We start from the raw sequence: 23,326 nt of genomic DNA, 5'->3' as shown, positions 1-23,326 counted from the left end.
CGTTACTCCTTATTCTGCGGGGAAGAGGTGGGCATCTGACACAACCCCTGGGCCGGGATCGCCATCGCGGCATTGAACCGCGCTGATAAATTTTGCAGGCCGATCAGGGCGGTCAGCTCGGTGAGCGCCCTGGCGTCAAAATGCGCGGCCATCGCGCTGCGCAGGGCATCATCCACCTCCGGCGGCGTCTGGGTGGCGGCTTCGGCATAGGCCAGCGCCAGACGCTCTTTTTCGCTGAACAGCGTACTGCTGCGCCAGTCGGCGACCGCCAGCAGCTTGTCCTGGCTGCCGCTCCGCGCCGCGAGGGTCATGCTGGTGATATCGATACAGAATTCACAGTGGCACAGTTGGGCGATGCGGGCGCTGACCAGCGACCGCAGCACCGGATCCAGCGGCGAGCGGCGGCGTTCAATGTAGCCCACGAACAGCGAAACCAGGTAAAACAGCCATGGGATCCGTCCCCACCAGCGAATGGGGCTCAGCACCTGGCCGTAATGCCGGCGGTGCAGCCAGGCCTGCGGACGAAGGATCAGGGGGACAGAATCCAGCGGGGGTAAGCTCATGGCGACGATCTCTTATGACGTTCACGGTAAATATTTTTGGCGATAGAGATGACCACCGCCAGGGTAAAAAGCAGCGAAAGCCCGGTGGCCAGCCAGAAGGTGCCCCCGGTGAGCAGACTCCCGGCCCAGGAATAGACGATAGTCGCCGGCAGCTGGCCCACGCCGGTGGCCAGCATAAAGGGCCAGAAGCGCAGCGAGGTTAGTCCGGCGGCATAGCTGACCGGGTCAAACGGCACAAACGGCAGCAGGCGGCAGACCAGGATCGTCTGCGGGCCAAAGCGAGTGAAATAGCCGTCGACGCTGCGCAGCACCGCGCGGCCGGTGAGTTTTTCCACCACTTCGCGCCCCAGCGCTCTGGCGATGCAGAAGCAGAGCCCGGCCCCGACCATGGCGCTGAACCATGACAGCGCCCCGCCCCAGAAGGCGCCGAACAGGGCGGCGTTCGCCAGGGTAATCAGGAAAGCCGGCAGCGGAGCGACGATCGCCTGGAGGATCATCAGCGCAAATGAGACCAGCGCGGCCTGCGGCCCCCAGGCGGCGATAAACCCTCTGACCTGCTGCGGATCCAGGGAGGCTAACGCCGTCAGACTCTGCTGCAGAAAGGCACGCCCGCCGGGGAACCACCACCAGGCGGCCAGCCCGGCGACGGCCACCACGGCAAGGGCCAGCCGGGCGCGGCGCAGGTGACGGCGATCAGGTTGGGTCATGGCGTACCTCCTCGCCGGGCGTTGCCATACGGCGGGCGCGGGCAAACCGTTTGCCCATCTGCACCAGGGCAAACAGCAGCCCGCCGGCGAGGCTCAGTTTGAGCGCGAAGGCGAGAGTTACGCCCTCGCGGGCCAGCTCGCTGGCCATTACCGAATAGATGACCAGGCCCGGCAGGGTAGTCACGGCGGAGATCAGGGTAAAGGGCCAGAAAGGGATCGCCGTCAGGCCGTAGGCGTAATTCTGAATGTTGTAGGGAAAGAGCGGCACCAGGCGGGTGAGGATCAGGAAATCGCAGCCGCTGCGGGCGATACCGCGCTCAATCGCCTGAAAGACGGCGGTATGGCCCACATAGCGCTGCAGCAGGTCGCGCCCAAGCCAGCGGGCGATTAAAAACGACAGCGAAGAGGCGAGGGTGGCGGCGGCAAACGAGAGCAGGGAGCCTGTCAGCGGGCCGAAGAGCATCCCGCCGGCGATCACCAGCAGGCTGCCGGGGATCAGACACAGGGTGGCAATGATAAACAGCGCGACATAGACCAGATATCCCCAGGCGCCCTGATGGCGCAGGGTGTCCTGAAGCAGATGAAGGTGAGTCAGCAGATCGTGGAGACCGACGCGATGGCTGATAACGGCCAGCGTGGCCACCAGCGCGAGAAGTCCCAGCCCTTTACCAATGGCCGGATGACGGCTTCTTTTGCATGAGGGGTGCTCCTGTACAGTCTGGACGCAGTGGACATCAAAAAGTGCGCGCGACAGTATCCTGTTCCGACGACCGTCACAATGGTTTACCGTCGCTTTGTTGATTTTGCTCAGGAAATTCTGCCCCCCGCACAGCGGGAGGCGAGAGAAGGGCGTAAATTATGGCCGGAAGGTGGCCCACACCGGCGCGTGGTCGGACGGTTTTTCCATTCCGCGGATCTCATAATCGATTCCGGTCTCCACGCAGCGCTGGGCCAGAGGCTGGCTGGCCAGCAGCAGGTCGATGCGCAGCCCGCGGTTATCGTCGAAGCCTTTGGAGCGGTAATCGAACCACGAGAAGTGCTCCTGATTGTCCGGATTAGCCTGACGCCAGGTATCCACCAGGCCCCAGCCCAGCAGGCGATCCATCCACTCCCGCTCTTCCGGCAGGAAGGAACATTTGCCGGTACGCAGCCAGCGTTTGCGGTTCTCTTCACCAATACCGATATCGAGATCGGTGGGACTGATGTTCATATCGCCCATGATCAGCACCGGATTCTCTTTGTTGAGTTCGGTCTCCAGATAGTTCTGCAGATTCTGATAGAACGCCGCTTTGGCCGGGAATTTGGTTTCATGATCGCGGCTTTCACCCTGTGGGAAATAACCGTTAATCACCGTGACGTTGCCGAAAGGCGACGGGATCTCCGCCATGATGATGCGGCGCTGAGCCTCTTCGCCATCGTCCGGGAAACCGCGGCGGACGGCAATCGGCGTCTCTTTGGTCAGCAGCGCGACGCCATAATGGCCTTTTTGTCCATGATAAAAGACGTTATAGCCGAGTTTGGCGACCTCTTCGAGAGGGAACATATCGTCGTGAACTTTGGTTTCCTGCAGGCCAATCACGTCCGGCTGGTGTTTTTCGACGATGGCGGCCAGTTGGTGTGGGCGGGCGCGCAGGCCGTTGATATTAAAAGAGACGAATTTCATAGTCGCTGCCACTGTGCAAGGTGAATAGTGCAGGGATGGTAGCAGAAATTCGCCTGGCTGGCTGCCACCGGATGCGTCATTCTGCCAATCGCTGCGCATGAGCGTGCCGTAGTTGCCCCTTTTACGGGCATGCCGCGCCAAAAAAGGGCAAATATCTACGATAAATTTCGCAGAGGATCACAATTACAGAATTATATCTTACCGTTGCATAACTTATCTTCTTTAATCACTGTTTATCCCCCTTTATCGGATACTTATTCACTAAATATGCATTTTATGTGAATAGCGTTCGGCTGTAACTCCTTGATTCTGCGTTATCTCAACCGGTTTATGCATTTTTATCGCTGGCTGGCACGAACCGTGCAATCTACATTTACAGCGTAATAACTCATATTTATTAACATTATTGCTACTTTTAATTTACCGGAAGAGGTCGATATGTCTCAGTCAATTACGCGTAACCACTTTGATGAATGGATGATGCCGGTCTACGCGCCAGCGGCGTTTATTCCGGTGCGGGGCGCCGGGTCGCGGCTGTGGGATCAGCAGGGCAAAGAGTATATCGATTTTGCCGGCGGCATCGCCGTGAACGCGCTGGGGCACGCCCATCCGCGTCTGGTGCAAGCTCTGACCGACCAGGCCGGCAAATTCTGGCATACCGGCAACGGCTACACCAATGAGCCGATCCTGCGTCTGGCAAAAATGCTTATCGATGCCACCTTCGCCGACCGGGTCTTCTTCTGTAACTCCGGCGCTGAGGCCAATGAGGCGGCGCTCAAGCTGGCGCGTAAATATGCCCACGACCGCTTTGGCAGTGAAAAAAGCGGCATCGTCGCTTTCCAGAACGCCTTCCACGGGCGGACACTGTTCACCGTCTCGGCGGGCGGTCAGCCGGCCTACTCCCGGGATTTTGCCCCGCTGCCGCCGCAGATCCAGCATGCGGTGTTTAACGATCTCGAGTCGGCAAAGGCCTTAATCAATGACCAAACCTGCGCGGTGATCGTCGAGCCGGTGCAGGGCGAAGGGGGCGTGGTGCCGGCCAACGTCGAGTTTTTACGCGGCCTGCGCCAGCTTTGCGACCAGCACAACGCTCTGCTGATTTTCGATGAAGTGCAGACCGGGGTCGGGCGCACCGGCGAGCTGTATGCCTATATGCACTACGGCGTGACGCCCGATGTGCTGACCACCGCCAAAGCGCTGGGCGGCGGTTTCCCTATCGGCGCGCTGCTGGCGACAGAGGCCTGCGCCAGCGTGATGACCGTCGGTACCCACGGCACCACCTACGGCGGCAACCCGCTGGCCGGGGCGGTGGCCGGCGAGCTGCTGTCGATCGTCAACACCCCGGAAGTCCTCTCCGGCGTCAGACAGCGCCACCAGTGGTTTTGCGAGCGTCTGCAGGCGATCAACGCCCGCTATGGTCTGTTCAAGGAGATCCGCGGCCTGGGACTGCTGCTCGGCTGCGTACTGAACGACGCCTGGGCCGGGAAGGCGAAAACGCTCAGCAACCTGGCGGCGGAAGAGGGGGTGATGATCCTGATCGCCGGCGCTAATGTGGTGCGTTTTGCGCCGGCGCTGAACGTCAGTGAAGAAGAGGTGAATAGCGGGCTGGATCGCGTCGAGCGGGCCTGCGCGCGTTTCGTGGCAGGAGTCTCATCATGATGGTTATTCGACCGGTGGAGCCGGGCGATTTGCCCGGGCTGCTGAAGCTGGCAGCGGAGACCGGCGGCGGGCTGACCTCGCTGCCGGTGGATGAAGCGACCCTCGCGGCGCGGATCGCCCGCTCGCAGCAGACCTGGCGCGGCGAGCTACCGAAAAGCGAGCAGGGCTATGTCTTTGTGCTGGAGGAGAGCGAAAGCGGCGCGGTGGTGGGCATCTGCGCGATCGAGGTGGCGGTGGGGCTCAACGATCCCTGGTATAACTACCGGGTCGGCACCCAGGTCCATGCCTCGAAGGAGCTCAACGTCTATCAGGCGTTGCCGACGCTGTTTCTCAGCAACGACCATACCGGCAGCAGTGAGCTGTGTACCCTGTTCCTCGACCCGCAGTGGCGCAAAGAGGGCAATGGCTATCTGCTGTCGAAATCGCGCTTCTTATTTATGGCCGCCTTTCGCGAGCGCTTCAATGAGAAGGTGGTCGCCGAGATGCGCGGGGTGATTGACGAGCAGGGCTACTCGCCGTTCTGGGAGAGCCTGGGCAAACGCTTTTTCGCCATGGAGTTTTCCCGCGCCGACTACCTGTGCGGCACCGGACAGAAGGCTTTCATTGCCGCCCTGATGCCCAAGCATCCGCTGTATATCGATTTCCTTTCCCCTGAGGCGCAGGCGGTGATCGGCAAGGTTCATCCGCAGACCGCCCCGGCCCGGACGGTGCTGGAGAAAGAGGGGTTCCGCTACCTGAACTACATCGATATTTTCGACGGCGGCCCGACTCTGGAGTGCGACATCGACCGGGTGCGGGCGATCCGCAAAAGCCGTCTGGTGACCACCGAGGCCGGTGAAACCCCACCCGGTGACTGGCCGCTGTGCCTGGTGGCGAATGAACAGTATCACCAGTTCCGCGCTCTGCTGGTGCATGCCGACCCGGATGGCGACACCCTGACCCTCAGCGCCCGCGAACTGGATATGCTGAAGTGTCATGCCGGCGACCAGGTACGCATGGTGCGCCTGATCCCTGAGGAGAAAACCGCATGAGTCTGTGGATTAATGGCGAGTGGCGGCCCGGTCGTGGGCCAGGTTTCAGTAAACAGGATCCGGTTAACCTGAAGGTTGTGTGGCAGGGCGAAGCGGCGGATGCCGGGCAGGTTGCTGAGGCGGTGGCGGCTGCCCGCCAGGCGTTCCCGGCCTGGGCGCGGCTGCCGTTTGCCGCCCGTCAGGCGATCGTTGAAAAGTTTGCCGCCCTGCTGGAGGCCAGTAAGGCTGAGCTGACGGCGATGATCGGCGCCGAGACCGGAAAGCCGCGCTGGGAGGCGGCCGGGGAAGTGACGGCGATGATCAACAAGGTGGCGATCTCGGTGAAGGCCTACCACGTCCGCACCGGCGAACAGCACAGCGATCTGCCCGACGGCGCCGCCACGCTGCGTCACCGGCCGCACGGCGTGCTGGCGGTGTTTGGCCCCTATAACTTTCCCGGCCATCTGCCGAACGGGCACATCGTACCGGCGCTGCTGGCGGGCAATACTGTGGTCTTTAAACCCAGCGAACTCACCCCGTGCAGCGGCGAAGCGGTGGTGAAACTATGGCAGCAGGCCGGCCTGCCCGCCGGGGTGCTCAACCTGGTGCAGGGCGGTCGGGAAACCGGCGAGGCGCTCAGCGGTCAGGCGGATATCGACGGGCTGCTGTTTACCGGCAGCTCAACCACCGGTTTTCATCTGCATCGCCAGCTGGCCGGGCAGCCGCAGAAGATCCTCGCGCTGGAGATGGGCGGCAATAACCCGCTGATCGTCGACGATCCGCGGGACGTGGATGCCGCGGTGCATCTGACCATCCAGTCCGCCTTTATTACCGCCGGCCAGCGCTGCACCTGCGCCCGCCGTCTGCTGGTCCGGCGCGGCGAGGCGGGCGATGCCTTCCTCTCCCGGCTGGTGACGGTGTGCCAGCGGCTGATCCCGGCGGCGTGGGACGCCGAGCCGCAGCCGTTTCTCGGCGGGCTTATCTCTGAACCGGCCGCGCAGAAAGTGCATCAGGCCTGGCTGCAGCGGGTCGCCGCTGGCGCGGTCACGCTGCTGGAGCCACGTTTATTGCAGGCCGGAACGTCGCTGCTAACGCCGGGGATTGTCGACATGAGCGACATGGCCAATGTTGAAGATGAAGAGGTGTTTGGCCCGCTGCTTGGCGTCTGGCGCTACGACACGTTCGAGGAGGCGATTGCCTTAGCCAACGCCACCCGCTTCGGCCTCTCCTGTGGGTTAATCTCTCCGGAACGGGAGAAGTTTGATCGACTGCTGCTCGAGGCGCGGGCAGGGATAGTCAACTGGAACAAACCGCTGACCGGGGCGGCGAGTACCGCGCCGTTCGGCGGCACCGGGGCGTCCGGTAACCATCGTCCGGGGGCCTGGTATGCCGCCGATTATTGCGCCTGGCCGATGGCCAGCCTTGAATCGCCGACCCTGACGCTGCCCGCCAGCCTGAACCCGGGGCTCGACTTTCTGGCCGGGGAGGCGTCATGACCGCCCGCGAAGTCAACTTTGACGGTCTGCCCGGGCTGACCCATCACTACGCCGGGCTCTCCTTTGGCAACGAGGCTTCCACCCGGCACCGCCACCGGGTGTCGAACCCGCAGCTGGCGGCAAAGCAAGGGCTGAAAAAAATGAAAGCCCTCGCCGACGCCGGCTACCCGCAGGCAGTGATCCCGCCGCAGGAGCGACCAAACGTGCCGCTCCTGCGCCAGCTGGGCTTTAGCGGCGGCGATGAGCAGGTGGTGGCCCGGGCGGCGCAGCAGGATCCGGATCTGCTGTCGGCGGTAAGTTCGGCCTCGGCGATGTGGGTGGCGAACGCGGCGACGGTCTGTCCCTCCGCCGATTCGCTGGATGGCCTGGTGCACCTGACGGTGGCGAATCTGCAGGATAAATTCCACCGCGCCAGCGAAGCACCGACCACAGAGGCGCTGCTGCAGGCGATATTCCCCGACCGCACGCGATTTGCCATCCACCCGGCGCTGCCCGCCTCGGCCTGGTTTGGCGACGAAGGGGCGGCGAACCATAACCGTCTCGGCGGCGAGTATGGCGCCCCCGGCGTCCAGCTCTTTGTCTATGGCCGCCGCCGGGGGAGCGAGGAGGCCCCGCGTCGCTATCCGGCGCGGCAAACCCTTGAGGCCAGCCAGGCGGTAGCGCGCCTCAATCAGGTCAATCCCCGTCAGCTGATCTTCGCCCGCCAGCATCCGACGGCGATCGACACGGGGGTTTTTCATAACGATGTTATCGCGGTGAGCAATCGTCAGGTCCTGTTCTGCCATGAGCAGGCTTTTGCCGACCAGACCGCGCTTCTCCAGCAGCTGGCGCAGCGGGTGCCGGGTTTTACGCCGCTGGTGGTCCCCGCCAGTCGGGTCACGGTGGCAGAGGCGGTTGCCACCTATCTGTTCAACAGCCAGCTGCTGAGCCGGGCGGATGGCAGCATGGCGCTGATCCTGCCCCACGAAGCGCAGGAGCATGCCGGCGTCTGGGAATACCTCAATGAGCTGCTGGCCGGGGACAACCCCATCGCCGCGCTACAGGTGTTCGATCTGCGCGAGAGTATGGCCAACGGCGGCGGTCCGGCGTGCCTGCGCCTGCGGGTGGTGTTGACGGCCGAGGAGTATCAGGCGGTCAATCCGCACGTCCTGATGAACGATACGCTGTTTGCCACCCTCAATGACTGGGTGGATCGCTACTATCGCGATCGCCTTACCCAGGCCGACCTCGCCGACCCGCAACTGCTGCGGGAAGGGCGTGACGCGCTGGATCGGTTGACCCAGATCCTGCAGCTCGGTTCGGTTTATCCATTTCAGCAATAAGGGGGCGCGGTGGAACATTTTCTGGCATTAACCCTGGCGGGGCGTTTGCCCCACCATTTTCACGGCGAGACGGCGCACTTTCGCTGGCACTGGTTGGGTGAGGGGATCCTCGAGCTGACGCCGCATGCGCGCTGCGAGCGCGGGCTGGTACTCTCCTGCGCCATTCATGGCAACGAAACGGCACCGGTGGAGATAGTCGACCACCTGGTGCAGCGACTGGTCCGGGAGGCACTCCCGCTGCGCTGGCGGTTGCTGGTGATCGTTGGCAACCCACCGGCGCTGCGGGCGAATAAGCGCTATCTGCACAGTGATATGAACCGGATGTTTGGCGAGCGCTGGCGGCAGTTTCCGCTCAGTGAGGAGACGCAGCGGGCGCAGCGGCTGGAGCAGGCGGTGGCCCGCTTCTATCGCGACCACGATGGTCCGCGCTGGCACCTCGATCTGCATACCGCGATCCGCGGGTCGCTACATCCGCGCTTCGGCGTGCTCCCGGCCCGCGATACGCCGTGGGAGGAGGATTTTCTTCACTGGCTGGGCGGCGCCGGGCTGGAGGCGCTGGTGTTTCATCGCCAGCCAGGCGGGACCTTTACCCACTTCAGCTGCGAACGGTTCGCGGCGCTGGCCTGCACCCTTGAGCTGGGCAAAGCGCTGCCGTTGGGTGAAAACGATCTGACGCAGTTTGCCGCCGCCGAAGGCGCGCTTTCCCGGCTGCTGGTGGGGGATCTGGCCATTGCCGACGCCCCGGCGCCGCTGCGCTACCGGGTGGTACAGCAGATCACCCGCCATAGCGATGATTTCCACTTGCATATGGCGGATCAGACGCTGAACTTCACCCCCTTCGAACCCGGCACGCTGCTGGCGGAGGAGGGCGAGACGCGGTATGTGGTGGGGCCTGAGCCGGAGTATGTCCTGTTTCCCAATCCGACGGTGGCGAAGGGACTGCGCGCCGGCCTGATGCTGGAGAAATTATCCTGAGGGCAAGCCGTCCGCCGGACGGCCTGCTTTATTTCGCGCGTCTTTTTTCGCCATCTTATTTTTTCGTGCGCCAGTGTAAATTTGCAGATTATTCCTGGTAAAATGCTTTGTTTTTAATCTCCCCTCCTTTATACTCTCCATAATTTCTCTGCAAAACAGTAAGTTATTTATTTTTTATTGCAATTCTTCGGCTGAATTCCTTATTTTCTCCATAATTGGCGAGAAACTGTTTTTTACACTTTCATTGTTTTACTCTTGCTCTGACTAATTGACGATTAACGTCGTAAAGTTAATCTCGTCAACACGGCAACGCGCCGTAAGAATAACGTAAAGTAAGGATTGAATGATGAAGAAACTCACTGCACTGTTTGTTGCCTCTACTCTGGCTCTGGGCGCGGCTAACCTGGCACACGCCGCCGACACCACCACCGCGCCGAGCGACAGCAAGCCGATGATGATGCATCATAAAGGCGGCCCGGGTCAGCATGACATGATGTTTAAAGGCCTGAACCTGACCGATGCGCAGAAACAACAGATCCGCGACATCATGAAGAGCCAGCGTGAGAACATGAAACGTCCGTCCCTCGACGAACGCCGCGCGATGCACGATTTGATCGCCAGCGACACCTTCGATAAGGCGAAAGCGGAAGCGCAGATCGATAAGATGGAAGCGCAGCATAAAGCGATGGCGCTGTCCCGCCTGGAAACGCAGAACAAGATCTACAACATTCTGACTCCAGAGCAGAAAAAACAGTTCAATGCTAATTTTGAGAAGCATCTGACAGAACGCAACGCGCCGGCAGGTAAAATGCCTGCACCTGCTGAATAATGTAGCGAACTGAATCAAGACCGCCGGTCTTGCCCAATAATGCCATCAGGCGTTGGGCAGGGCCGGCGGTTTTTTTATTGGTGGTTTCTCAGCCAAGCGGGTGCAGCGGATAGTGACCGCTGAGCAAAGGCTTACAGAGGATCTTGTAACCATCCTGGTCGAATCCGGCGGGCAGACGGGTCAACTCCGCGGCCTGGTCGAGCGAGTCGACGGCGCCCAGCCACAGCCAGTTATGAATGACGTGATACTGCGTCATATCCGGGCCGCGCTCCTCCAGCGCCACCGGTCCCGCCCACGGCCAGCACACCAGCTGCAGTTTACTCATCTGCGCCAGCAGGCGATCTCTGTGCGCCTCCACGCTCTCCTTTCCACAGCAGGCGCCGGCGCAGCGGCCCAGCGCGGAGCGAAAGCAGGCGCGGCCGCGGCTGAGCGGTTCCAGACCAAGCAGGCCATAACAGAGGCGCTGTTCGTCGGCAAGGCTCTGCAGCATCTGCAGCGCCGCCCGCCGGTTGGCGAACAGGCCATAGAGATGCTGCTGGTGCGAGAAATCAACCTCGCGGGCATAGACAATTTGCGGCCGGTGGTCCGCAAGTCGCCAGGCGCAGAGCTGCTTGTTACGCCGTAGCCGCTTGTTAAACAGCGGCTGCTGCTCTTTAATCAGCCGCGCCTCCAGCAGCAGCGCTCCCAGCTCGCCTGCGGTGCGCTGCCAGGTGATACGCCGCGACTGACGCAGCATCGCGGCCTCTTCGGGCGTGCGCAGGTGAGATAACACACGGCTGCGAAGGTTGACGCTCTTACCGATATAGAGCGGCATTGTGTCGCTGTCGCCGTGAAACTGATAGACGCCCGGCAGCTTTGGCAGCGCCTCCAGCCACGGGCGAAGATGTTCGGGATATTCATAGATCGCCGCCGCTTCAAACTCCAGACGCGGGGCAGATTGCTTTCTGGCCACATTAACTCCTGATACTGTCTATCTATCCAGTATAGCAGGCGGTTTTTGCGGCGAAAAGCGCAAAAAATAACCCCGGCGCGGGCCGGGGCGGGGAGGGACTATTTTTTCCAGAAATCGTCAAAGACGGTGATCGGTGGCCGACGCTTGTGTTCGGTTTTCAGATACCAGCCTTCGATCGTTTTGGCGATACTGGGATCCAGCGTTTTGCCTTCCAGATAATCGTCGATGTTCTCGTAGGTGACACCCAGGGCCACTTCATCCGGCAGGGAGGGGCGATCGTCTTCCAGGTCGGCGGTCGGCAGCTTCTTATACAGATGTTCCGGGCAGCCGAGATGGGCCAGCAGCTGTTTGCCCTGACGTTTGTTCAGGCGGAAAATTGGGTTGATGTCGGTGCCGCCGTCGCCATATTTGGTGAAGAAGCCGGTAATCGCTTCCGCCGCATGGTCGGTGCCGACCACCACCCCTTTGGTCATTCCGGCGATGCTGTACTGGGCCTTCATCCGCTCACGGGCTTTTTCGTTACCGCGAACAAAGTCGCTCAGTTCGATCCCCGCTTCGCGGAGCGCCTGTTCACTGGCCAGTACCGAGGCTTTGATATTCACCGTCAGCACCCGGTCAGGCTGGATAAAGGCGATGGCGTCCTGGCAGTCCTGCTCATCCGCCTGCACGCCATAGGGCAACCGAACGGCAATAAACTGCAGGCTGCTGTCGCCCGTTTCGGCACGCAGTTCATTAATCGCCATCTGGCACAGTTTCCCCGTCAGGGTGGAGTCCTGGCCGCCGCTGATACCCAGCACCAGCGATTTAATAAACGGGTAGGTCTGCAGGTAGGACTTCAGGAAATCGACGCTGCGGCGGATCTCGCCGGCGACATCAATCTGCGGCTTTGCGCCCAGCGCCTGAATAATCTCTTGTTGTAGCGTCATCGCGCCCTCCGAAAGTGAATCTGTTTGGCAAGCTGTTGGCTTAAAGCTACCTCTTTGCCGCTGAAACGACAAGGACCGGGGTTTTGACTGCCGGAAAAGAAGGCAATCAATGACATAGGATTTCATTATAGATGCCACTACGCGGGAGAAACCGCCGGTCGGCAGCGGCGCGTCAATCCTGTTTACGCAATAACACAATCAGACATGATTTCGCTGTTCGGCTTGAAAAATAACACTATTTATTCCAGGCTTATCGTTACACAGTAGAAGAGAGGAACCAAAATGAACAAAAGCTTAGCAGGAATACTGGGCGTCACCGTCGCGTTAACCTTACTGGCGGGCTGTACCGCTTACGATCGTACCAAAGACCAGTTTACCCAGCCGGTGGTGAAAGATGTGAAGAAAGGGATGTCGCGTCAGCAGGTGATGCAGATCGCTGGCAAACCTTCAACGGAAGTGACCATGGTTCATGCCCGCGGTACCTGCCAGACCTACATCCTCGGTCAACGGGATGGTAAAGTCGAGACCTACTTTGTGGCCCTCGACGACACTGGCCATGTGATTAACTCCGGCTACCAGACCTGCGCCGAGTATGATACTGACCCGCGCAACGCTAAGTAAGCTTCCTACTGTTTACTGAGCCCTACGTAAGCCCGACCACTGGTCGGGCTTTTTTGTGAGTACTGATGCTTATTTAATTGCGCGAATTATTTGGGTGAAAATGTGAGGGTAGTCAAAACCAGAGGTCAATGAGAGACAATTCTGTTCAACAGCGAATTATCCTGGCGGCTCAGCTTGCCGTATACTCAACCCATAAACAGAATTAACCGGATGTTACCAGTCTTACCGGCTCTCAGCGGTTACTGAAGGCCCTGGTCTCACACATTGAGGAAGCGTTCATGGAAAAGAAACACATTTATCTCTTCTGCTCGGCAGGCATGTCTACATCACTGCTGGTCTCCAAAATGCGCGCGCAGGCAGAAAAATACGAAGTCCCGGTCATTATTGAAGCCTATCCCGAAACCCTGGCAGGTGAAAAGGGACCGGAAGCCGACGTGGTATTATTAGGGCCACAAATTGCGTATATGTTACCGGAAATTCAGCGCCTGCTGCCGAATAAACCGGTAGAAGTCATCGATTCTCTTCTGTATGGCAAGGTGGATGGTTTAGGTGTATTGAAAGCCGCCGTCGCGGCCATTAAGAAAGCTGCAGCACAATAATTTTAACTTTTAAAACTCGATGTATTTTGACGCCTGGCGGCACCCTGTTGCCGGACGTCAAAAAATAAAGAGTTTATTTTCCCGTCAAAGAGTAATTTCATACATCATCGCCGTAATAGTTTATTGCGGCTTTTAAGGGTATTGACTATGAGTAAAGTGATCGACTCGCTTGAAAAGGTACTCCTTCCTTTTGCAGTGAAAATAGGAAAGCAGCCGCATATTAATGCGATTAAAAACGGATTTATTAAGTTAATGCCGTTGACCCTCGCCGGGGCCATGTTTGTATTAATTAACAACGTTTTTCTGAGCTTCGGCGAAGGCTCTTTCTTTTATTCTATGGGCATTCGACTGGATGCCTCCACCATTGAAACCTTAAACGGCTTTAAGGCTATCGGCGGGAACGTCTATAACGGTACCCTCGGCATTATGTCGCTGATGGCGCCGTTCTTTATCGGCTCCGCGCTGGCGGAAGAGCGCAAAGTTGACCCGATGGCCGCGGGCCTGCTGGCGGTGGCGGCCTTCATGACCGTGACCCCGTATAGCGTGGGCGAAGCCTATGCGGTGGGCGCCAACTGGCTGGGCGGGCAGAACATCATCTCCGGGATGATTATCGGTCTGGTTGTCGCGGAACTGTTCACCTTCGTGATCCGTCGTAACTGGGTGATCAGACTGCCGGACAGCGTGCCAGGGTCAGTATCGCGCTCTTTCTCCGCGCTGATCCCGGGCTTCTTGATCCTCTCTATCTTCGGCATTATCTCGTGGGCCCTGTCGAGCTACGGCAGCAACTTCCACCAGATCATCATGGACTCGATCTCCACGCCGCTGGCGGCGATGGGCAGCGTGGTCGGCTGGGCATACGTTATCTTTAACTCCCTGCTGTGGTTCTTCGGTGTGCACGGTTCCCTGGCGCTGACGGCGCTGGATAACGGCATCATGACCCCGTGGGCGCTGGAAAACATCGCGCTGTACAACCAGTACGGCTCGGTTGATGCGGCTATCGAAGCAGGCAAACAGTTCCACTTCTGGGCCAAGCCGATGCTCGACTCCTACATCCTGCTGGGTGGCTCCGGGGCAACGTTGGGTCTGATTATCGCCATCTTTATCGCTTCCCGTCGCGCTGACCATCGTCAGGTGGCGAAGCTGGCACTGCCGTCAGGCATCTTCCAGATTAACGAACCGATTCTGTTTGGTCTGCCGATCATTATGAACCCGGTGATGTTTATCCCCTTCGTGCTGGTCCAGCCGATTCTGGCAGCCATTACGCTGGCGGCCTATAGCCTGGGGATTATCCCACCGGTGACCAACCTGGCGCCGTGGACCATGCCGACCGGTCTGGGAGCGTTCTTTAACAGTAACGGCAGCGTGGCCGCCCTGCTGGTGGCCCTGTTCAACCTTGGCGTCGCGACTCTGGTTTACCTGCCGTTTGTGGTGCTGTCGAATAAAGCGCAGACCGTCATCGAGCAGGAAGAGAGCGAAGAAGACATCGCTAACGCACTGAAATTCTGATACCGCGCGGTACGGGCAGTGCCCCGTACCGCCTGATAAATGAGGGAAATATTATGTTTGATCTGGACAACATCGACGCGGTAGAAACCCCGGAAAATGACCTCGAAGAGGTGGTGATGGGGTTGATTATCAACTCCGGACAGGCCCGCAGCCTGGCCTATGGCGCGCTGAAGCAGGCGAAGCAGGGCGATTTTGCCGCGGCGAAAGCGATGATGGAGCAGTCGCGCCAGGCGCTGAGCGAGGCGCATCGCGTGCAGACCCAGCTTATCGAAAGCGACGAGGGCGAAGGCAAAATGAAGGTCAGCCTGGTGCTGGTGCATGCTCAGGACCATCTGATGACCTCGATGCTGGCCCGTGAGCTGGTCGCCGAATTGATTGAGCTGCACGAGAAGGTACAATAGGCCATCGCGACGATGAGGCAGCCCAGGATGATGACCACCGAGATCAGTACCGCCAGAGAACAACAGCTGTTCAACGGGAAGAACTTTCATGTGGTCATCTATAACAAAACGGAAAGCGTGAGCGGGCTTCACCAGCATGATTACTACGAATTTACCGTGGTATTAACCGGGCGCTATTACCAGGAGATCAATGGCAAACGGGTGCTGCTGGAGCGCGGGGATTTCGTCTTTATCCCGATGGGTTCGCACCACCAGAGCTTTTACGAATTTGGGGCGACGCGCATCCTTAACGTCGGCATCAGCAGACGCTTCTTTGAGAAACATTATCTGCCGCTGCTGCCGTTTGGCCTGGTGGCCTCCCAGGTTTACGCCGTGCAGAGCGCTTTTCTCGGCTACGTTGAGTCGGTCATTGCCTCCCTCAATTTTCGCGAAACGGAATTTGACGAATTTATCGAGCTGGTTTCCTTTTATGTCATTAACCGTTTACGCCACTATCGCGAAGAGCCGGTTGCCGATGTTATTCCGCAATGGCTAAAAAATACCGTTGAGGCCATGCACGATAAGCTGAAATTCGGTGAGGGCGCGCTCGAGAATATGGTTCGTCTCTCGGGAAAAACGCAGGAATATTTAACCCGGGCGACCCAGCGCTATTATGGTAAAACGCCGATGCAGATAATTAATGATATCCGTATTAACTTTGCCAAAAAGCAGCTGGAAATTACCAACTATTCGGTGACGGATATTGCGTATGAATCCGGGTACAGTAGCCCGAGCCTGTTTATTAAAACCTTTAAAAAACTGACGTCGTTTACGCCGAGCAGTTATCGCAAACATTTGACCAGTATTAATTAAACCCGCGCGGTTTTAGCCGCCAGGTTTATACCGTAAATCATTCAAATTAACTGTCCGCATTGTTGCGGAGAGCGGCCTGCGTCCAGGCGTAGCGCCCAAGGGAGAAAAAGATGAGCCAGAAATTAAAAGTAGTCACTATTGGCGGCGGCAGCAGCTATACCCCGGAATTACTGGAAGGCTTTCTGAAACGTTACCATGAACTGCCGGTCACTGAACTGTGGCTGGTGGATGTGGAAGAGGGCCAGGAGAAGCTCGATATTATCCATGCGCTGTGCGAGCGGATGGTGGAAAAAGCCGGCGTGCCGATGAAGGTCTATAAAACGCTGGATCGCCGTGCGGCGCTGCAGGGCGCGGATTTTGTCACCACCCAGCTGCGCGTGGGCCAGCTGAAGGCGCGTGAAAAAGATGAGCGTATTCCGCTGAGCCACGGCTACCTGGGCCAGGAGACCAACGGGGCGGGCGGGCTGTTTAAAGGGCTGCGCACCATCCCGGTGATTTTCGATATCGTAAAAGATGTGCAGGAGATCTGCCCGGACGCGTGGATCATCAACTTCACCAACCCGGCGGGCATGGTCACCGAGGCGGTCTATCGCCACACCAGTTTCAAACGCTTTATCGGCGTTTGCAACATTCCTATCGGCATGAAGATGTTCATCACCGACGTGCTGCAGCTCAGCCCGAGCGATGAGCTGAATATCGACCTGTTCGGTCTGAATCATCTGGTGTTCGTCCGCGACGTGCTGGTTAACGGCGTCTCGCGCTTCGATGAACTGCTGGACGGCGTGGCCTCTGGCCGCCTGACCGCGAACTCGGTGAAAAATATTTTCGACCTGCCGTTTAGCGAGGGGTTGATCCGCTCCCTGCGCCTGATCCCATGCTCCTATCTGCTCTACTACTTTAAGCCAAAAGAGATGCTGGCGATTGAGATGGGCGAGTACTATAAGGGCGGCGCGCGCGCCCAGGTGGTGCAGAAGGTGGAGAAACAGCTGTTTGAGCTGTATAAAAATCCGGATCTCAAGGTCAAGCCGAAGGAGCTGGAGCAGCGCGGCGGCGCCTACTACTCCGATGCCGCTTGCGAAGTGATCAACGCTATCTATAACGACAAGCAGACTGAGCACTATGTGAATATCCCGCATCATGGCCACGTGGATAATATCCCGGCGGACTGGGCGGTCGAGATGAGCTGCACCTTAGGTCGCGACGGCGCGAAGCCGACGCCGCGCATCACCCATTTCGATGAGAAGGTACTGGGGCTTATCTACACCATCAAGGGGTTCGAAGTGGCGGCCAGCCAGGCGGCGATCAGCGGCGAGTTGAATGACGTGCTGCTGGCGCTGAACTTAAGCCCGCTGATCCATTCCGATCGTGACGCCGAGCAGCTGGCGCGGGAGATGATTCTGGCCCATGAGAAATGGCTGCCGAACTTTGCGGCGACTATCGAAAAACTGAAATCTTAACAGGAGCGGCCAATGGAACGCGTATTGATCGTCAATGCCGACGACTTCGGCCTCAGTAAAGGGCAGAACTACGGCATTATCGAGGCCTGCCGCAACGGCGTGGTGACATCGACCACGGCGCTGGTCAACGGCGCGGCCATTGACCACGCCGCCCAGCTAAGCCGCAGTACCCCGGAGCTGGCGGTCGGCATGCACTTTGTGCTGACGCTGGGCGAGCCGCTGTCGGCCATGCCGGGATTAACCCGCGAAGGCCGGCTGGGCAAATGGATCTGGCAGCAGGCAGAAGAAGGTCGCCTGCCGCTGGAGGAGATCGCCCACGAGCTGGCGTGTCAGTACCGTCGTTTTGTCGATCTCTTCGGTCATGAGCCGACGCATCTCGACAGCCACCACCATGTGCATATGATCTCCCCGATCTATCCCATCGTGGCGGCCTTTGCCCGCGAGAAGGGTATCGCGTTACGTATTGACCGCCAGGTGGCGGCGCAGAGTGGGCTCGATCAACAGGCGGCGCGCAGCAGCGCAGGCTTCAGCAGCGAGTTTTACGGCGAAGCTGTCTCTGAGGAACTGTTTCTGCAGACGCTGGATGCCTCAATCGCCCGCGGGGAGCGTTCCCTGGAGGTGATGTGTCATCCGGCTTTTGTCGATCAGACCATTATGGGCAGCGCCTACTGCTACCCGCGGCTGGGTGAGCTTGATGTGCTGACGTCTGCCGCACTGAAAGCGGCGGTAGCCGACCGGGGTTATCGTCTGGGAACCTACCGCGACGTGTAAGCCCGATGGGGGAAAAGGAAAGTGAATCAAGCCCGGCACCGTGTGCCGGGCTTTTTACTACGCCGGAATAGCGGCGATTTTTGGACTTCTCGACCACACGCGATGCGCCGTCATCAGGGCGAGCAGTGTGTCCGCCGCTGGCGTGTCGAGAGCATCGGTGACGATGACCCCCTCTTCACCCTGGGCTGGGACCTGCAGAACGGACGTCAGCTGTCGCGCATCCCCTGCCAGCAGGATCGGCTTCAGATGCTTATAGGCTTCCAGCAGGTAATAGCGCGCGTCGCCGCTCTGGCTCAGGGCGCTGAGGTCGCCGCCAGGCACCACTACCGCATCCACCGTCAGCGATGGGGAACCGGCGAAGGTGCCGGCGATCGGCAGGGGAGAGCCATCGTCGGCGATGACTTCGCCCATCCGCGAGTAGAGCAGCTTGCTGTGCACGCCCTGGGCCTGCAGCGCCTGCAGGAGATGGACCAGATCCTGCGCCGAGGTGCGTTCGTTGAGCAGGACGGCCACTACACGGCCTTTCACATCCCCTTCGGCGTCGGCGTAGAGGCTGAGGCTGGGGTCTTTCTCCACGCCGTTGACCGGGGAAGGCAGGGTAATGTTACGCTGATAATCGCTCAGTTCGATACCTAAGTTCGCCCCGACCGCTTCCGCCAGCTTAGTATCAATGTGGGCCAGATGATCGACCACCCGCTCGCGGATCCAGGTGCGGACCACTTTGCTGAGTTCAAAGCTGAAACCATCGATAATATGCTGCTGCTCAATCGGCGTCTGGCTCAGCCAGAACAGACGCGGCTGGGCGTAATATTCGCCGAACGAAGGGCTGCGCTGGCGGATTTTTTCGCCGTCGACGCGCTCGGCGAGGGACTCAAAGCCGCCGCGTTTGGCCGCTGGCGGCGTCTCGCGCGGCCAGTTGTCGTTAATGGAGTTGGGCTCATAGTTGGCCGGATTGGTGTCAATGTCCATCCGGTGCATCCCGTCGCGCTGGAAATTGTGATACGGGCAGGTTGGACGGTTGATGGGGATTTCATGGAAGTTCGGCCCACCCAGGCGGCTAATTTGCGTGTCGGTGTAAGAGAAGAGGCGCCCCTGCAGCAGCGGATCGTTGCTGAAATCAATGCCCGGTACGATATGCCCGGGATGAAAGGCCGCCTGTTCGTTTTCGGCAAAGAAGTTGTCCGGATTGCGGTTGAGGACCATCTTGCCAACCCGTAAGACCGGCACCAGCGCCTCGGGGATCAGCTTGGTGGGATCGAGCAGATCGAAGTCAAAATCAAACTCGTTCTCCTCGGGGATGAGCTGCAGGCCAAGCTCAAATTCCGGGTAGTCCCCGGCTTCGATGGCCTCCCACAGGTCGCGGCGATGAAAATCGGGGTCGCGACCGGTCAGCTTCTGCGCTTCATCCCACACCAGCGACGCCTTGCCGGCCACCGGTTTCCAGTGGAAGCGAACGAAGGTGGCTTTGCCCTCGGCGTTGATCAGACGGAAAGTGTGGATCCCAAAGCCTTCCATGGTGCGATAGCTGCGCGGGATGCCGCGATCCGACATCGCCCACATCACATTGTGCAGCGTTTCCGGTTGCAGGGAGACATAGTCCCAGAAAGTATCGTGGGCGCTCTGTCCCTGCGGGATGGCCCAGTGGGGTTCAGGCTTCACGGCGTGGACAAAATCGGGGAACTTTATCGCGTCCTGGATGAAGAAGACCGGTGTGTTGTTGCCGACCAGGTCAAAAATCCCTTCGTCAGTGTAAAACTTGGTAGCGAAGCCGCGAATATCGCGGACGGTGTCCGCCGACCCCGCGCCGCCCTGCACGGTGGAGAAGCGCACAAAGACCGGGGTGATCTTATCGGCTGCCGAGAGAAAATCGGCTTTGGTCAACGCCGCCAGGCTTTTGTAGGGCTGAAAGTAACCGTGGGCGGCAGAGCCGCGGGCATGAACGATACGCTCCGGAATTCGCTCATGGTCAAAGTGGGTGATCTTCTCCCGCAGAATGAAATCTTCCAGCAGCGTTGGGCCGCGGGCGCCGGCGCGTAGCGAATTCTGATCGTCGGCAATACGTACGCCCTGGTTGGTGGTCAGCGGATAGTCTTCTCCGCCTTTACGCTGCGGCTCCAGGGCGTCAAGTTTGCTGCTGTGGGTATCAGGCGCTTTCAGGCTGCCGGGGGCGGTCGGTTCGGCGCCCGGGGCGGTGGGTTTCGGCGTGGGGCGCCACTCCTGGTCATCCGGCGCCAGCGAGTCGAGCCCCGGTTTCGCTTCCTCGCTGTCGTGGACCGGTGCCTGCTGGTGGTGAGGGTTTGGGTGCTTATCAGACATTACTCGTCTCCTGCTTTCATTGCTAAAAGTGGTCGTTGATAAACCAAAACCCTTCTAACTATAGAACATTACGCTGCCTGCGCTCGGCGCAGGGGCAGGGAGTTATCCTAAAATGCGCATCGGCGGCAGGGGGGCGACGAACGGGCCCACAATCGGCTATGATAGAGGTTTCTGTTTCCCGCTCTGTTTAGTGAATCCATTTGTTATGAAACCATTGCGCCAACAAAATCGCCCTGTCATTAGCTACGTGCCGCGCGTGGAGCCTGCGCCTCCGGAACATGCCGTGAAAATGGACCATTTTCGCGATGTCTGGATTTTGCGCGGGAAGTATGTCGCCTTTCTGCTGATGGGGGAGCATTTTCGCCGCTCGCCAGCGTTCAGCGTGCCGGAGTCGGCCCAGCGCTGGGCTAACCAGGTGCGTCAGGAAGGTGAGATTGAAGCCTGAGTCTGCTGCAGAAATAAAAAAACCGCTGATAATCAGCGGTTTTTTTGTGCTTACCGTTTAGCGATGCGCCAGCTCGGCCTCTTCTTCGCTATCGAAAATCGACTTGTCGGTCTGGCGCAGCCACTGGCTGGTCAGGGTCCCGGCGGTCATTGAGCCGTTAACGTTCAGCGCGGTACGCCCCATGTCGATCAGCGGTTCGACGGAGATCAGCAGCGCTACCAGGGTCACCGGCAGGCCCATCGCCGGCAGAACGATTAGCGCGGCGAAGGTGGCCCCGCCGCCCACCCCGGCGACGCCCGCCGAGCTGACGGTGACGATGCCCACGAGGGTGGCAATCCACATCGGATCCAGCGGGTTAATGCCCACGGTCGGCGCGACCATGACTGCCAGCATGGCCGGGTAGATACCGGCGCAGCCGTTCTGGCCGATGGTGGCGCCAAAGGAGGCGGAGAAGCTGGCAATTGACTCCGGTACGCCCAGGCGTCGGGTCTGCGCTTCCACGTTCAGCGGAATCGACGCGGCGCTGGAGCGGCTGGTGAAGGCGAAGGTGATCACCGGCCAGACTTTACGGAAGTACTTCAGCGGGCTGATGCCGTTAATCGCCAGCAGCAGGCCGTGGACGACAAACATAATGCCCAGCGCAATGTACGAAGCTACCACGAAGCCGCCAAGTTTGATGATGTCCTGCAGATTCGACCCGGCAACCACTTTGGTCATCAGGGCCAGTACGCCGTAAGGGGTCAGCTGCATCACCAGACGAACCAGCTTCATCACCCAGCCCTGCAGGGTATCGATGGCCGTCAGCACGCGCTGGCCTTTTTCCACATCCTCTTTCAGCAGCTTAAGCGCTGCCACGCCGAGGAATGCCGAGAAAATGACGATACTGATGATGGAGGTCGGGTTAGCCCCGGTAAGGTCAGCAAACGGGTTCTTCGGCACAAAGGAAAGGATCAGCTGCGGTACGCTGAGATCGGCCACTTTTCCCACATAGTTGCTCTGGATGGCGTTCAGACGGGCGGTTTCTGCGCTGCCCTGAACCAGACCCTCGGCGGTGAGGCCGAACATATTGGTCACCAGCACGCCAACCAGCGCAGCGATAAGCGTGGTGAACAGCAGAGTGCCGATGCTCAGGAAGCTGATTTTTCCCAGCTGAGAGGCATTATGCAGCCTGGCCACCGCGCTCAGGATCGAGGCGAAGACCAGCGGCATCACAATCATTTGCAGCAGCTGGACATAGCCATTACCGACGATATTGAACCACTGGATGGAATCCTTCAGCACCTGGCTGTCAGACCCGTAGATCAGCTGCAGCGCCAGACCAAAGACCACACCAATGGCCAGACCAACCAGCACTTTCCTGGCCAGGCTCCACTGTTTATGGCGAGTTTGCCCCAGCGCAAACAGTAATACGGCGAACACGACTACGTTCGCTATTAATGGAAAGTTCATCCCCGTTCTCCTGATATTTTTATAACCTGGGCTGGTGGATAACCAGCTCTTATGACGGCAAGGTTAGCAGAAGGCGTTATCAAGGACTTATATTCAAATGGAATGGGTTATAACCAAATGGTGTTTTCCGGCGGTTTAACGGCCACTCTGGTGACTAATGAAGCGATTGAAGGTGATTTGCAGGGAATTGATCACTCCGGAAGACCAGCGTATTGCGCTGTTGTCCGCCAGCGTCTGCGGCATCCAGACGGCATAGACGAACAGCGCCATGCATAAAGCGCGCTCCAGTTGGTTACCCTTGCGCGGCGCGAGGATCGGCAGCCGGAAGCGCCAGCGGCAGGGCCACAGCAGCGGCACCCCGGCGGGGGTGAGCATATCGGCGAGGATGTGGCTGAGATAGCCCAGCACCAGCCCCTGGAGGGCGTCCGCCGGGACAATCCAGCTGTCAGGCACTTTCAGATAGAACAGCGTCAGCGCGCCAAAGACGGCCAGCAGGCTGTGGGTGAAGCCGCGGTGGCCAAAGGCCCGCGCCACGGGCTTTGAAATCCAGCTCAGCCGTTGGCCGAGAAATGACTTAGGGTGATCGATGTCCGGCAGCAGGCAGGTCAATACCGCAGAGGGCACAATATGCCACCAGTCGCCCTGCGCCAGCACCGGCGTTAACTCTGCGTTTTTGGCAAATACTGCGCAGGCGATTGAAAAGAAGAGATGGCCTTCCGCCGTCATGATAACACACCCTAAACTGTCGATTCATACAGTATAGGGTTTTTATACAGTGTACGGAAGAGGTGACGGTGTAACTCTTTG

The 23,326-nt window shown here is 59.1% G+C and carries 24 protein-coding genes; 15 read left to right on the top strand and 9 right to left on the bottom strand.

Annotation, left to right across the window (positions count from 1 at the left end):
* Nucleotides 1–2 precede the first annotated feature (2 nt).
* The 4 genes from AC3EMD_RS15835 to xthA all read right to left on the bottom strand — a co-directional run bounded on the left by AC3EMD_RS15835 (nt 3) and on the right by xthA (nt 2,933).
* On the bottom strand, nt 3–563 hold the full coding sequence (locus tag AC3EMD_RS15835; protein WP_008807736.1) for a carboxymuconolactone decarboxylase family protein: 561 nt from the start codon (nt 561–563) through the stop codon (nt 3–5).
* Entirely contained in the window at nt 560–1,270 is a 711-nt protein-coding gene (locus tag AC3EMD_RS15830) for a TVP38/TMEM64 family protein (RefSeq protein WP_055323424.1), read from the bottom strand. Before AC3EMD_RS15830 ends, AC3EMD_RS15835 begins: the two co-directional genes overlap by 4 nt.
* Entirely contained in the window at nt 1,257–1,913 is a 657-nt protein-coding gene (locus AC3EMD_RS15825; protein WP_012542082.1) for a TVP38/TMEM64 family protein, read from the bottom strand. The genes AC3EMD_RS15830 and AC3EMD_RS15825 overlap by 14 nt, the downstream gene beginning before the upstream one ends.
* 213 nt (nt 1,914–2,126) lie before the next feature.
* Nucleotides 2,127–2,933: an exodeoxyribonuclease III gene (gene xthA, locus AC3EMD_RS15820; RefSeq protein ID WP_012542081.1), complete on the bottom strand. Its 807-nt coding sequence runs from the start codon at nt 2,931–2,933 to the stop codon at nt 2,127–2,129.
* A gap of 438 nt (nt 2,934–3,371) precedes the next feature.
* Between xthA and astC the strand changes: the two genes are divergently transcribed.
* The 6 genes from astC to spy all read left to right on the top strand — a co-directional run bounded on the left by astC (nt 3,372) and on the right by spy (nt 10,224).
* Nucleotides 3,372–4,592 (top strand): succinylornithine/acetylornithine transaminase, encoded by a 1,221-nt coding sequence (astC, locus tag AC3EMD_RS15815; RefSeq protein ID WP_032754078.1) that lies wholly within the window; start codon nt 3,372–3,374, stop codon nt 4,590–4,592.
* Complete coding sequence (gene astA, locus AC3EMD_RS15810; RefSeq protein WP_002901491.1) at nt 4,589–5,623, top strand: arginine N-succinyltransferase; 1,035 nt, start codon at nt 4,589–4,591, stop codon at nt 5,621–5,623. The genes astC and astA overlap by 4 nt, the downstream gene beginning before the upstream one ends.
* On the top strand, nt 5,620–7,098 hold the full coding sequence (gene astD, locus AC3EMD_RS15805) for a succinylglutamate-semialdehyde dehydrogenase (RefSeq protein ID WP_130999860.1): 1,479 nt from the start codon (nt 5,620–5,622) through the stop codon (nt 7,096–7,098). The genes astA and astD overlap by 4 nt, the downstream gene beginning before the upstream one ends.
* On the top strand, nt 7,095–8,420 hold the full coding sequence (astB, locus tag AC3EMD_RS15800) for an N-succinylarginine dihydrolase (protein WP_130999861.1): 1,326 nt from the start codon (nt 7,095–7,097) through the stop codon (nt 8,418–8,420). Before astD ends, astB begins: the two co-directional genes overlap by 4 nt.
* Before the next feature lie 9 nt (nt 8,421–8,429).
* Nucleotides 8,430–9,395, top strand: a complete 966-nt coding sequence (astE, locus tag AC3EMD_RS15795) for a succinylglutamate desuccinylase (RefSeq protein ID WP_022065123.1) — start codon at nt 8,430–8,432, stop codon at nt 9,393–9,395.
* A gap of 343 nt (nt 9,396–9,738) precedes the next feature.
* Nucleotides 9,739–10,224 (top strand): ATP-independent periplasmic protein-refolding chaperone Spy, encoded by a 486-nt coding sequence (spy, locus tag AC3EMD_RS15790; protein ID WP_008807744.1) that lies wholly within the window; start codon nt 9,739–9,741, stop codon nt 10,222–10,224.
* An 88-nt stretch (nt 10,225–10,312) separates the two neighbouring features.
* Here spy and cho read toward each other — a convergent pair whose 3' ends face one another.
* Nucleotides 10,313–11,176, bottom strand: a complete 864-nt coding sequence (cho, locus tag AC3EMD_RS15785) for an excinuclease Cho (protein ID WP_032730128.1) — start codon at nt 11,174–11,176, stop codon at nt 10,313–10,315.
* A gap of 98 nt (nt 11,177–11,274) precedes the next feature.
* Nucleotides 11,275–12,102 (bottom strand): NAD(+) synthase, encoded by an 828-nt coding sequence (gene nadE / locus AC3EMD_RS15780; protein ID WP_008807746.1) that lies wholly within the window; start codon nt 12,100–12,102, stop codon nt 11,275–11,277.
* 282 nt (nt 12,103–12,384) lie between these two features.
* Here nadE and osmE point away from each other — a divergent pair, with 282 nt between their 5' ends.
* The 8 genes from osmE to chbG all read left to right on the top strand — a co-directional run bounded on the left by osmE (nt 12,385) and on the right by chbG (nt 18,309).
* Nucleotides 12,385–12,723, top strand: a complete 339-nt coding sequence (gene osmE, locus AC3EMD_RS15775) for an osmotically-inducible lipoprotein OsmE (RefSeq protein WP_008807747.1) — start codon at nt 12,385–12,387, stop codon at nt 12,721–12,723.
* A 278-nt stretch (nt 12,724–13,001) separates the two neighbouring features.
* A complete protein-coding gene (gene chbB, locus AC3EMD_RS15770; protein WP_002901547.1) occupies nt 13,002–13,322 on the top strand; it encodes a PTS N,N'-diacetylchitobiose transporter subunit IIB in 321 nt (106 codons plus the stop codon).
* Between the two features lie 19 nt (nt 13,323–13,341).
* Nucleotides 13,342–13,458 carry a hypothetical protein gene (locus AC3EMD_RS15765; protein WP_012542074.1) on the top strand — a complete coding sequence of 39 codons (117 nt, stop codon included), beginning with the start codon at nt 13,342–13,344 and terminating at the stop codon, nt 13,456–13,458.
* 11 nt (nt 13,459–13,469) lie between these two features.
* Entirely contained in the window at nt 13,470–14,828 is a 1,359-nt protein-coding gene (gene chbC, locus AC3EMD_RS15760) for a PTS N,N'-diacetylchitobiose transporter subunit IIC (RefSeq protein WP_008807749.1), read from the top strand.
* A 53-nt stretch (nt 14,829–14,881) separates the two neighbouring features.
* The gene (gene chbA, locus AC3EMD_RS15755) at nt 14,882–15,229 is read left to right on the top strand and encodes a PTS N,N'-diacetylchitobiose transporter subunit IIA (RefSeq protein ID WP_004140356.1); all 348 of its coding nucleotides are present in this window, start codon (nt 14,882–14,884) and stop codon (nt 15,227–15,229) included.
* A 27-nt stretch (nt 15,230–15,256) separates the two neighbouring features.
* A complete protein-coding gene (gene chbR / locus AC3EMD_RS15750) occupies nt 15,257–16,081 on the top strand; it encodes a transcriptional regulator ChbR (protein ID WP_012968458.1) in 825 nt (274 codons plus the stop codon).
* Between the two features lie 110 nt (nt 16,082–16,191).
* Nucleotides 16,192–17,538, top strand: coding sequence for a 6-phospho-beta-glucosidase (locus AC3EMD_RS15745; RefSeq protein ID WP_008807751.1), 1,347 nt, complete (start codon nt 16,192–16,194; stop codon nt 17,536–17,538).
* A 12-nt stretch (nt 17,539–17,550) separates the two neighbouring features.
* Nucleotides 17,551–18,309: a chitin disaccharide deacetylase gene (chbG, locus tag AC3EMD_RS15740; RefSeq protein WP_008807752.1), complete on the top strand. Its 759-nt coding sequence runs from the start codon at nt 17,551–17,553 to the stop codon at nt 18,307–18,309.
* 57 nt (nt 18,310–18,366) lie between these two features.
* On the opposite strand, the gene katE is transcribed toward chbG, so the two are convergent.
* A complete protein-coding gene (gene katE / locus AC3EMD_RS15735) occupies nt 18,367–20,625 on the bottom strand; it encodes a catalase HPII (protein ID WP_072045753.1) in 2,259 nt (752 codons plus the stop codon).
* Between the two features lie 205 nt (nt 20,626–20,830).
* Here katE and cedA point away from each other — a divergent pair, with 205 nt between their 5' ends.
* The gene (gene cedA / locus AC3EMD_RS15730) at nt 20,831–21,070 is read left to right on the top strand and encodes a cell division activator CedA (protein ID WP_004151919.1); all 240 of its coding nucleotides are present in this window, start codon (nt 20,831–20,833) and stop codon (nt 21,068–21,070) included.
* Between the two features lie 57 nt (nt 21,071–21,127).
* Here cedA and AC3EMD_RS15725 read toward each other — a convergent pair whose 3' ends face one another.
* Together AC3EMD_RS15725 and AC3EMD_RS15720 are read right to left on the bottom strand one after the other, a co-directional pair.
* Complete coding sequence (locus AC3EMD_RS15725) at nt 21,128–22,519, bottom strand: L-cystine transporter (protein ID WP_008807755.1); 1,392 nt, start codon at nt 22,517–22,519, stop codon at nt 21,128–21,130.
* A gap of 135 nt (nt 22,520–22,654) precedes the next feature.
* Nucleotides 22,655–23,245 carry a metal-dependent hydrolase gene (locus tag AC3EMD_RS15720; RefSeq protein ID WP_002901611.1) on the bottom strand — a complete coding sequence of 197 codons (591 nt, stop codon included), beginning with the start codon at nt 23,243–23,245 and terminating at the stop codon, nt 22,655–22,657.
* Between the last annotated feature and the right edge of the window lie 81 nt (nt 23,246–23,326).

It is taken from the genome of Klebsiella sp. PK18, assembly GCF_057784655.1.
Note: the sequence above shows the minus strand (reverse complement) of the source record. Positions and strands in the feature narration are given on the sequence as shown.